The sequence below is a fragment of the Streptomyces sp. NPDC091377 genome (assembly GCF_044757045.1).
GTDB lineage: Bacteria > Actinomycetota > Actinomycetes > Streptomycetales > Streptomycetaceae > Streptomyces.
Genome location: NZ_JBIVUE010000020.1, coordinates 134,880 through 146,032 on the forward strand (window position 1 = coordinate 134,880; position 11,153 = coordinate 146,032).

Consider the following 11,153-nt stretch of genomic DNA (forward strand, 5'->3'; position numbering starts at 1 on the left):
CCGCGGCGATACGGTCACGCCGAGCCCGGCAAGGAAGCCGTGCCGCGGCGACGGGGTCGGACCCGACGGAGCCGTAATCGCAAGGAGTTCACGCTCGTGATACCGAGATGGCCGGCGCCACGCACGCGCCGTACCACCCAGGGCGGACGGGTCGCGGCCGTCGCCGTCGCGGCGCTCGCCGCGTCCCTGGTCCAGCCCCTGGCGGCACGGGCGGACAGCCCGCCCCCGCCCCCGTCCGACAAGAAGCTCGCCGCCGAGCCCGCTCGTCATGAGCTGACCCGGGAGCAGTTCTACTTCGTCCTGCCGGACCGGTTCGCCAACGGCGACCGCGCCAACGACCGCGGCGGACTGACCGGTTCGCGCCTCGCCACCGGCTACGACCCCACCGACAAGGGCTTCTACCAGGGCGGCGACCTCAAGGGCCTGACCCAGAAGCTCGACTACATCAAGGGCCTGGGCACCACCGCCATCTGGATGGCCCCGATCTTCAAGAACCAGCCGGTCCAGGGCACCGGCAAGGACGCCTCCGCCGGCTACCACGGCTACTGGATCACCGACTTCACCCAGGTCGACCCGCACTTCGGCACCAACAAGGACCTGGAGACCCTGATCGACAAGGCCCACGCCAAGGGCATGAAGGTCTTCTTCGACGTCATCACCAACCACACCGCCGACGTGGTCGACTACGAGGAGAAGGCGTACGACTACCTCTCCAAGGGCGCCTTCCCCTATCTGACCGAGGACGGACGGCCCTTCGACGACGCCGACCACGCCGACGGCAAGCGGCGCTTCCCCTCCGTCGACCGGGACTCCTTCCCGCGCACCCCTGTCGTCCCCGCCGCGAAGCGGAACGTCAAGGTGCCGTCCTGGCTCAACGACCCGACCATGTACCACAACCGGGGCGACTCCACCTGGACCGGCGAGTCCACCACCTACGGCGACTTCTCCGGTCTGGACGACCTGTGGACCGAGCGGCCCGAGGTCGTGGCGGGCATGGCGAAGATCTACCAGCGCTGGGTCAGGGACTTCGGCATCGACGGCTTCCGGATCGACACCGTGAAGCACGTCAACATGGAGTTCTGGACCCAGTGGGCCACCGCCCTGGACGCCTACGCGGCCGAGCGGGGCCGGGACGACTTCTTCATGTTCGGCGAGGTCTACTCCGCCGACACCTCCGTCACCGCGCCCTACGTCACCGAGGGCCGCCTCGACTCCACCCTCGACTTCCCCTTCCAGGACGCGGCCCGCGCCTACGCCTCCCAGGGCGGCAGCGCCCGCAAGCTGTCCTCGGTCTTCGCCGACGACTACAAGTACACGACCGACAAGGCCAACGCCTACGAGCAGGTCACCTTCCTCGGCAACCACGACATGGGCCGGATCGGCACCTTCCTCAAGCAGGACGCCCCGGACGCGACCGACGCCGCACTCCTCCGCAAGGCCCGGCTCGCCAACGAGCTGATGTTCCTCAACCGGGGCAACCCGGTGATCTACTACGGCGACGAACAGGGCTTCACCGGCGCCGGCGGCGACAAGGACGCCCGCCAGACCCTGTTCGCCTCCCAGGTCCCCGACTACCTGGACGACGACCTCCTCGGCACCGACCGCACCCACGCCGACGACGCCTACGACACCCGGGCCCCGCTCTACCGCCAGATCAGCGAACTGGCCGGGCTCCGCAAGGCCCACCCCGCGCTCGCCGACGGCGTCCAGACCGAACGCCACGCCGACGACGGCCCCGGCGTCCACGCCGTCTCCCGCACCGACGCGCAACGCGGCACCGAGTACGTCGTCGCCTTCAACAACGCCGACCGGGCCAGGACCGTCACCTTCCCCGTCGGCTCCGGACGGACGGCCTACCGCGGTCTCTACGGCACCGACACCACCGTGACGTCCGACGGCGGGAGCAGGCTCACCCTCACCGTCCCGGCCGGCTCGTCGGTCGTCCTCAAGGCCGACGGCAGGCCGGCCGCCCCCGCCACCGCGCCCACCGTCACCCTCAAGGCCCCGGCCCCGGGCGCCACCGGGACCGTCGAGCTGACCGCCGACGTCACCGGGGGCGGCCTCGCCCGGGTCGTCTTCGCCGCCCAGACCGGCGACGGCAGGTGGCGCACCCTCGGCTCCGCCGACCACGCCCCCTACAAGGTCACCCACACCGTCGGCAAGGACGTACGGCCCGGAACGGCCCTGCGGTACAAGGCCGTCGTGGTCGACGCCGCCGGGCGCACCGCGAGCGCCACCGCCGCCTCCACCAGCGGCACCCCGCCCGTCGTGACGCCCCCCACCGCGTCCTCGCGGGACTACGCGATCGTCCACTACAAGCGCGCGGACGGGAACTACCAGGACTGGGGCCTGTACGCCTGGGGCGACCTCGCCGACGGCGAGTCCACCCCCTGGCCGCAGAGCCACCCCTTCACCGGCCGGGACGCCTACGGCGCCTTCGCCTACGTCAAGCTCAAGCCCGGCGCCTCCAATGTCGGCTTCCTCGTCATCGACAAGGACGGCGACAAGGACGTCTCCGCCGACCGGTCCATCGACGTCACGAAGACCGGCGAGATCTGGATCGAACAGGGCAAGGAGGAGATCCGCACCGAGCGGCCCGAGTACCCGGCCCCGGACCGGACCAAGGCGGTCCTGCACTACCACCGCGCCGACGGGAACTACGACGGCTGGGGCCTCCACGTCTGGACCGGCGCCGCCCAGCCCACCGACTGGTCCCGGCCCCTCATGCCGGTACGGACCGATGCCTTCGGCGCCGTCTTCGAGGTGCCGCTCGCCGAAGGCGCCACCCACCTCAACTACATCCTCCACAAGGGCGACGAGAAGGACCTCCCCGCCGACCAGTCGCTCGACCTCCGGGCCGACGGCCACGAGGTGTGGCTGCTGAACGGCCAGGAGAACCACCTGCTGCCGCAGCGGGCCGGATCCGCCGCCGCCATCGACCTCACCACCTCCAAGGCGATCTGGCTCGACCGGTCCACCGTGGCCTGGAACGCCTCCGACACGGCCGCCGCCACCACGCTCCTCACCTCCCGCACCGGCTCCGTCAAGGCCGCGAACGGCACCCTCACCGGCACCGACACCCGCGTCCTGCGGCTGACCAGGAGCACCCTCACCGACGCCCAGAAGGCGAAGTTCCCGCACCTGAAGGACGCCACCGCCTGGTCCGTCGACCCCCGTGACCGCGCCATGGTCCGCGAGGCCCTGCGCGGACAGGTCGTCGCCGCCCAGCGCGCCGCCGACGGCGCCGTGCTCGCCGCGACCGGCGTCCAGATCGCGGGCGTCCTGGACGACGCCTACGACGCCACCGACGCCGACCTCGGCCCCACCTTCCGCAAGGGCCGCCCGACGCTCGCCGTATGGGCGCCGACGGCACGGTCCGTCTCCCTCGAACTGGACGGCTCCCGCAAGCCGATGCGCCGCGACGACACCACCGGCGTCTGGTCCGTCACCGGCCCCCCGTCCTGGAAGAACAAGCCGTACCGGTACATCGTCGACGTGTGGGCGCCCGGCGTCCGCGAGGTCGTCACCAACCGGGTCACCGACCCCTACTCACTCGCCCTGACCGCCGACTCCGAGCGCAGCCTCCTCGTGGACCTGGCCGACCGCTCCCTCCAGCCCCGCGGCTGGACCACGCTCAAGAAACCCCGGGCCGTGCCCATCGAGGACGCTCAGATCCAGGAACTCCACATCCGGGACTTCTCCGTCGCCGACCCCACCGCGAAGGACCCCGGCACCTACCGCGCCTTCGGCGACCGGGACAGCGACGGCTCCCGCCATCTGAGGAAGCTCGCCGAGGCGGGCACCTCCTACGTCCATCTGCTGCCCGCCTTCGACCTCGCCACCGTCCCGGAACGCAAGGAGGACCAGGCCACCGTGGACTGCGACCTCGCCTCCCTGCCCGCCGACTCCGAACGCCAGCAGCAGTGCGTGGCCGAGGCCGCCGCCAAGGACGCCTACAACTGGGGCTACGACCCCTACCACTACACCGTCCCCGAGGGCTCCTACGCCACCGACCCGGACGGCACCGCCCGCACCGTCGAGTTCCGCGAGATGGTCAAGGCCCTCAACGACGACGGACTGCGGGTCGTCATGGACGTCGTCTACAACCACACGGCCGCCTCCGGACAGGCGAAGACCTCGGTCCTCGACCGGATCGTGCCCGGCTACTACCAGCGGCTCCTCGCGGACGGCTCGGTCGCCGACAGCACCTGCTGCGCCAACACCGCCCCCGAGAACGCCATGATGGGCAAGCTCGTCGTGGACTCCATGGTCACCTGGGCCAAGGAGTACAAGGTCGACGGATTCCGCTTCGACCTCATGGGCCACCACCCGAAGGCCAACATCCTCGCCGTCCGCGAAGCCCTCGACGCCCTCACCCCGCGGAAGGACGGCGTCGACGGCAAGAAGATCATCCTGTACGGCGAGGGCTGGAACTTCGGCGAGATCGCCGACGACGCCCGCTTCGAACAGGCCACCCAGGCCAACATGGCCGGCACCGGAGTCGCCACCTTCTCCGACCGGGCCCGTGACGCCGTGCGCGGCGGCGGCCCCTTCGACGAGGACCCCGGCGTCCAGGGCTTCGCCTCCGGCCTCTACACCGAGCCCAACACCTCGCCCGCCAACGGCACCCCCGCCGAGCAGAAGGCCCGCCTCCTGCACTACCAGGACCTGATCAAGGTCGGTCTCTCCGGCAACCTCGCCGGATACCGCTTCACCGACACCGCGGGCCGCCCGGTCAAGGGCTCCGACGTCGACTACAACGGCGCCCCCGCCGGATACGCGGCGGACCCCGGCGACGCCCTCGCCTACGTCGACGCCCACGACAACGAGACCCTGTTCGACGCCCTCGCCTTCAAGCTGCCCCCGACCGTCGGCGCCGCCGACCGGGCCCGGATGCAGGTCCTCGCGATGGCCACCGCCACCCTCTCGCAGGGCCCCGCGCTCTCCCAGGCCGGCACCGACCTGCTCCGCTCCAAGTCCCTGGACCGCAACTCCTACGACAGCGGCGACTGGTTCAACGCCATCCACTGGAACTGCGCCGACGGCAACGGCTTCGGCCGGGGCCTGCCGCCCGCCGCCGACAACGCGCCGAAGTGGCCCTTCGGCAAGCCCCTGCTGACCCGGATCCAGGTCGGCTGCGCCGAGATCGACGGCACCTCCGCCGCCTACCGGGACCTGCTGCGGATCCGGGCGGGCGAACCGGACTTCTCACTCGGCACCGCCGCCGCCGTCCAGGACCGGCTCGCCTTCCCGCTCTCCGGCACGGACGAGACACCGGGCGTGATCACCATGCGCCTCGGTGACCTGGTCGTGGTGTTCAACGCCACCCCGCGCACCCAGGACCAGCGGATCGCCGACCTGGCCGGGACGGATCACCGCCTCCACCCGGTCCAGGCCCGCGGCGCGGACCCGGTGGTCAAGAAGGCGTCGTACGACCCGAAGAACGGCACCTTCACCGTCCCGGGCCGGACGGTCGCGGTGTTCACCCGCTGACCCCCGGACCACGTGTGTGCCCCTGCCCGGGAACGGGACAGGGGCACAGGCGTGTCTAGGAGGCCAGCGCCAGCAGCCGGGTCACCAGGTCGGTGAAGGGGCTGTCCGCGGGCTCGGCCTTCAGCGCCCGCCGCATCAACTGGGCCGACTCCTCGTCGTACGCGGCGCTCACCGCCGCCAGCGCCGCGAAGTCGTGCACCAACTGCACCTCCAGCTCGGCGCGCGGGATCCGCCGCCCGTCCAGCCAGATCAGGGCCGTGGACTCGGCGAGCGAGATCCAGGAGCGGACCACCAGCTCCAGCCGGGCGGGCGGATCGGTGACCCCGAGATGCGCGATGATCTGCTCGTAGGCGGCCTGCCGTACGGAGTCGATGAGCGCGTTGGTGGTGGAGGAGCCGACCGCCGGACCACCGCGCATCAGCGCCGAGAAACCGGGACCGTGGTCGTCCACGAAGTCGAAGAACCGGCCCATCACCCGCAGCAGCCGGGCGCCCAGCGGGCCCTCGTGCGGCTCGACGAACCGGTGCGCCAGATCGTCCGAAGCACGCTTCAGGGCCGCCTCGTAGAGACTCAGCTTGCCGGGGAAGTAGTGGTAGACCAACGGCCGCGATATGCCCGCGGCCGACGCGATCTCGTCGATCGAGACCTCGTCGGGCGAACGTCGGCTGAACAGTTCGAGGGCGACGCCGATCAACTGCTGACGCCGCTCCTCGACACCCATGCGTCGGCGAACCCCGGTAGACATAAGGACACCCTACCGATCGGATCCGGCCGTGAACCGGACAGGACCAATCAGGCTCACACGGATCCGACCGCGAGCGACACCACCGCACGGCTCGTCGGAACCTCCAGGTAGCCACAACGGCCCTTGGGCCGCCCGCTACAGATCCAGCACCAGCCGCTCCCCGCGCGCCCGCGACACACAGATCAGCATCGAGTCCGCCCGCTCCCCGTCGGACAGCAACTCGTCCCGGTGGTCCACCTCACCCTCCAGCACCCGCTGCCGGCAGGTCCCGCAGAACCCCTGCTCGCACGAGTACAGGGTGTCCGGCAGCGCCGCGCGGATCGCCGCCAGCGCCGAGGTGCCCGCCGGGACGCTCACCGTCCGCCCGCTGCGCCGCAGTTCGACATCGAACGCCGCCCCCTCCCCGGCCGAGGCCCGCGGCGTGAACCGTTCCAGACGCACCTCGGGGAAGCGGTCCTCCACCGCCGCCATCAACCCCTCGGGCCCGCAGCAGTACACGGCCGCGCCCTCCGGCACCCCGGACACCAGCCGGTCCAGATCCGGCCGCCCCGACTCGTCCTCGGCGACCACCGTCACCCGCTCCGGCCCGAACCCGGCGACCTCCTCCAGGAACGGCATCGACGCCCGCGACCGCCCGCAGTACACCAACCGCCACTCCACCTCTTCCGGCCCGTCCGCCAGCGCCCGCAGCATCGGCAGCAGCGGGGTGATCCCGATCCCGCCCGCGACGAACAGATACGACGCGGCCCCGGTCAGCGGGAAACGGTTGCGCGGCCCGCGCACCTCCACCTCCATGCCCTCCCGCAGCCGCTCGTGCACCTCCCGCGAACCGCCCCGCCCGTCCGTCACCAGCCGCGCCGCGACCGTGTACGACGAGGTGTCCGCCGGATCCCCGCACAGCGAGTACTGCCGCACCAGACCCGACGGCAGCACCAGGTCCAGATGCGCCCCGGGCTCCCAGCGCGGCAACGCCCGCCCTTCCAGCCGCAGCCGTACGACCCCGTCGGCGACCGTCTCGTACGCCGCGAGCCGCAACCGCAGCGCCCGCGAACGCGGCCGGCCCGACACGGGCACCTCCAGCGCGGGCATCGGCCACAGCGGCGACTCCCGGATCCGCTCGCGCAACGCCCGCCGCGCCAGCAGCGCCGCGCCCGCCACCACGGCGACCGCCCGCAACCCCGCCCTCACCGGCCCCCCTTCCCGGCGGCGGCAGCGGCCACGGCCGCCGGGGAGGTCTCCAGATAGGCCACGGCCTGCGCGGTCGACGCCTCCCGCGACGGATGGTAGGAACGGCTCAGATAGCGCGGGATCGAGCGCGCCATGGCCCCCGTCGACGGCAGCACCCCCCGCCTGCCCCGCACATGGAAGTCCCGGAAGGTCGCCCTGCCGTCCAGCAGCGTCGGATCGTTCTCCATGAAGAACCGCGCCCCGCGCTGCCACAGGAACATCAGCGCCGAGAACGCGGCGGCCCAGGTGCGCACCCGGCGCCCGTAGCCGCCGTCGACATGCATGAACAGGTCGAACGCCACCGACCGGTGCTCGACCTCCTCCGCGCCGTGCCAGCGCAGCAGATCCAGCATCGTCGGATCGGCCCCGCGCCGGTCCAACTCCTCCGCGTTGAGCACCCAGTCGCCGAGGAACGCCGTGTAGTGCTCGATCGCCGCGATCAGCGCCACCCGCTCCATCAGCCACCACCGGCGCGGCCGGCCCGGCGGCAGGGTGCGGTCCCCGAGCAGCTTCTCGAAGAACCAGTCGACCTGCGCGGTGTACGGCGTCGGATCCAGGCCGAGTTCCCGCAGATGCGGCAGCACCTCGTCGTGGGCCTGGGAGTGCATCGCCTCCTGGCCGATGAACCCGATGACGTCCTCGCGCAGCCGCTCGTCCCGGATGTGGGGCAGCACCTGCTGGTAGACGTGCACGAACCAGCGCTCCCCGGCCGGCAGCAGCAGATGCAGCACATTGATGGTGTGCGACGCGAAGGGATCTCCGGGCACCCAGTGCAGCGGGGTGCCCTCCCACGAGAAGGACACGTTCCGCGCCTTGAGCGCGGTCCGCTCGGACGTGACCGGCACCGGCAGCCGGACCCTCTTGTTAGACATGGCGTCAATGTACTGATGGGTAGAGGGGTCGGGGAACCCCTCGTACCGTCTGTCGTCCCGGCACCGGGCGGGCGGGACGGGGCCCCGGAGATGGCTAGCGCAGTGCCTCGATGGTCCGCCCGTCCTCCAGCGTCCCCTTCAGCCCGGCCTTCGCGCCCGCCTCGGCGCGGACCGCCAGCACATTGCCCTGGGCGGTGGCCTTCACACCGCCCGTGGTGGCGATCGACGCGGTGTCCCGGCCGCCCGCCGCGAGCAGGTACCAGGAGCCCGTCTGCGACTTCCACAGCACCCCGGCCAGCACCTGCGGGTCCCGCGCTCCGCACGCCGACACGTTCTGCCCCTTCGCCGCGACCGCCCCGTACGCGCTGCCCGGCGTGCGGAACTGGGCCAGCACCCGCTGCCCGCCGCCCCGCCAGGTCTCCGCGCGCGTGCACACCCACGACGCCGTACCACTCGCCTCGGGCAACGGCTGCTCGGCGTAGTTCCAGGCGTTCACCGCCCGCACGCCCTGACCGGCCACCGCGCCCAGCGAGCAGGCGTACGGCGACCAGGTGCGCAGCGCCTCGGCACCGGCCGCGTCATGCACCTGGCCGGGCCGTCCGGTGGTCAGCCGCGCCGGGACCAGCTCACCGAGGTCCGAGGCGAGCCGGGTGCCGGTGGGCGTGGTCACCTGGAGCACGTTCCACGAGGTGCAGGTACCGGACCGGGTGGCGGGGCTGGCCATCGGCGCCGAGACCCCGTCGGTCACGGTCAGCTCCATCGCCCCGGACCCCGGCTTCATCAGATCCCGCTCACCGGCCTCCGTCACCCAGGGCGCCATCAGATAGCGGACGTTGCCGTCGGTGCGGTTCAGCAGGACGGCGTTGGCCTCGGCGTCGGTCGCCCCGTCCATCCGGGCGAAGTCCAGGGCGGCGCCCTCCTGGCCGTCCCTCGGCTCGGCGTAGCGGGCGAGGCGCAGACCGTCGTAGAAGATCACGACCCGCGCGGTGTCGATCTCACCGGCGTAGAGGAGTTGGGGCGGGCCCGCGGGGCCGCCGGACGCGGTGGCGGGGGTGGCCGAGACCTTGACGGACGCACCGGGGCGGGCCCAGACGGCGAGGGCGCGGTGCAGCAGTTCGGTGTCCCCGGTGAGGGCGCCGCGCGCGGGCCACACGGAGAAGTCGGTGCGCGCGGAGGACTTCCAGGCGGCCGGGGGCACCTTGATCAGCCGGGACGGTTCGAGGGCGGCCCGCGCGGAGGGGTTCTGCGCGTAGGACGGGGCGGCGGGGCCGTCCGGGCCCCAGCCGTCGCCGGGCAGCCCGAGCAGCACTCCGCACACCGCCAGCGCGGCCGACGCGGCGAGCGCCGCCTTCAGGTGCTGGCGGCGGCGCATCAGATCGGTGGGCCGGGCCTGGAGCGAGCAGGGGTCGAACTCGGGGGAGTCGAGCAGCGCGTACTGCGCGGGCACCGTGTCGGCCTCCGCCAGCGCCGCCTCCGGTCCCTCCACCCCCGCCTCCCCGAGCACCCGGCGCACGTCGGCGTCCGAGAGCCGCTCCAGGCCGCGCAGGGCGTACCCGGCCCGCGCCGGGGCGGACAGCGCCGACAGCCGCTGGTCCAGCGCGAGTTCGTCGGCGCCGCCCGAGCGCGGGAACAGCCGCAGCCCCCACACCTGCGGCAGCATCGGAGGGAGCTGCGCCCGTCGGGGCCAGGCCCGGCGCCGCAGCGGCAGCCCCGCCTCCAGCGCCGTCCGCAGCACCCGCAGCCGGACGTAGGCGTACCCGGCGTCGCCGTCCCGGGCGCCCGTCGACTGGGCCGGGATCACCGGCGCGGCGGTCCGGCCGCGCGGCAGCGCCCGCTGGGTGAGGGCGTGGGCGGTCAGCACTCGGCGGCCCCGGCTCAGACTGGGCGGCAGCACCAGGTAGGCGAGCCGCACCAGCCGTGGATAGTGCTCCACGAGCGCGGCCTCGGCCTGCTCGACATCGATGACGGACCCGGGGGAGCCGGAGCCGGATCCGGAGGGCGCGGGGCGCGGGGCGACATCCTGTGACTGCACGTCCGGAGAACGAGCGGACCGGCGGATGGTCACCGCAGCCCGCCGCGCCCAGGACGCGGGATCGACGCGGGATCGATCAGCGCGCGGGCGTGGTTGCCCCTCGTCCGCCGGTGGCGGGGCAGATGCGGGGCGAGTGCCTCCAGCACCAGGAACAGCCCCGTTCCGGGATTTGAGCGCGGGGCGGTCGGCAGCCGTATCGGAGTGCGGTACGTGGGTGTCCCTGCCGGACCGGAGGAACAGATGAGGCTGACCCGACCGAAACTCGCCCTGGGGGCCGCCGTGGCGGTGGCCGTGCTCACGGGATGCGGCTCCGGCTCCGACGGCGGCCGGGAGGCGGCCGTACCGCGCACGGCGACCGGGAGTCTGGAGCATCTGGCCGCCGAGGTGCGCTGCGCGCCCGATCTGCAGACCGACGCCGACGAACTCCGCCAGGCGCTGTGCGAGAACGCCGACGGCAGGTTCGTCCTCGCCACCTTCGCCACCGACCGCGGACAGCGTGAGTGGATCGACGGGGCGAAGGACTACGGCGGTCATTATCTCGTCGGCCGCAAATGGGTCGCTGTGGGGGAGAGTGAGGTGGTGCGGGCCCTGCGGACGACGCTGGGCGGCAATCTGGAGGAGGGGACCGACCATTCCGTGCACGGGTGATCGCGGATCACCTCGGAGAAGGGGAAAAGGGGAGGTGCGGCGGCGGGGGGGGGGTCCCCCCCCCCCCCCCCCCCCCCCCGCACCCCCCCGGCGCGGCGGGGCGGGGGGGGGGCCCCCCCCCGGGGCCGCCGCCCCC

Annotated in this window: 6 protein-coding genes; 2 read left to right on the plus strand and 4 right to left on the minus strand. The window is 72.8% G+C overall.

Annotated elements, in window-relative coordinates; all coding sequences use genetic code 11:
- Positions 1-96: 96 nt before the first annotated feature.
- Entirely contained in the window at positions 97-5,493 is a 5,397-nt protein-coding gene (pulA, locus tag ACIQNG_RS32690; RefSeq protein WP_401490042.1) for a pullulanase-type alpha-1,6-glucosidase, read from the plus strand.
- A 55-nt stretch (positions 5,494-5,548) separates the two neighbouring features.
- On the opposite strand, the gene ACIQNG_RS32695 is transcribed toward pulA, so the two are convergent.
- The 4 genes from ACIQNG_RS32695 to ACIQNG_RS32710 all read right to left on the minus strand — a co-directional run bounded on the left by ACIQNG_RS32695 (position 5,549) and on the right by ACIQNG_RS32710 (position 10,369).
- Positions 5,549-6,238 carry a TetR/AcrR family transcriptional regulator gene (locus ACIQNG_RS32695; protein WP_401426778.1) on the minus strand — a complete coding sequence of 230 codons (690 nt, stop codon included), beginning with the start codon at positions 6,236-6,238 and terminating at the stop codon, positions 5,549-5,551.
- Positions 6,239-6,373: 135 nt separating this feature from the next.
- Positions 6,374-7,426 (minus strand): PDR/VanB family oxidoreductase, encoded by a 1,053-nt coding sequence (locus tag ACIQNG_RS32700; protein WP_401490044.1) that lies wholly within the window; start codon positions 7,424-7,426, stop codon positions 6,374-6,376.
- Positions 7,423-8,337: a metal-dependent hydrolase gene (locus ACIQNG_RS32705; protein WP_401490047.1), complete on the minus strand. Its 915-nt coding sequence runs from the start codon at positions 8,335-8,337 to the stop codon at positions 7,423-7,425. Before ACIQNG_RS32705 ends, ACIQNG_RS32700 begins: the two co-directional genes overlap by 4 nt.
- 94 nt (positions 8,338-8,431) lie before the next feature.
- The gene (locus tag ACIQNG_RS32710) at positions 8,432-10,369 is read right to left on the minus strand and encodes a hypothetical protein (protein ID WP_401490049.1); all 1,938 of its coding nucleotides are present in this window, start codon (positions 10,367-10,369) and stop codon (positions 8,432-8,434) included.
- 240 nt (positions 10,370-10,609) lie between these two features.
- Between ACIQNG_RS32710 and ACIQNG_RS32715 the strand changes: the two genes are divergently transcribed.
- The gene (locus ACIQNG_RS32715) at positions 10,610-11,017 is read left to right on the plus strand and encodes a hypothetical protein (protein ID WP_401426789.1); all 408 of its coding nucleotides are present in this window, start codon (positions 10,610-10,612) and stop codon (positions 11,015-11,017) included.
- Positions 11,018-11,153: the final 136 nt, after the last annotated feature.

Coding starts and splice junctions, on each gene's coding strand:
- ACIQNG_RS32695 (WP_401426778.1), bottom strand. CDS start 6,238: ATGTCTACCGGGGTTCGCCGACGCATGGGTGTCGAGGAGCGGCGTCAG.
- ACIQNG_RS32715 (WP_401426789.1), top strand. CDS start 10,610: ATGAGGCTGACCCGACCGAAACTCGCCCTGGGGGCCGCCGTGGCGGTG.
- ACIQNG_RS32705 (WP_401490047.1), bottom strand. CDS start 8,337: ATGTCTAACAAGAGGGTCCGGCTGCCGGTGCCGGTCACGTCCGAGCGG.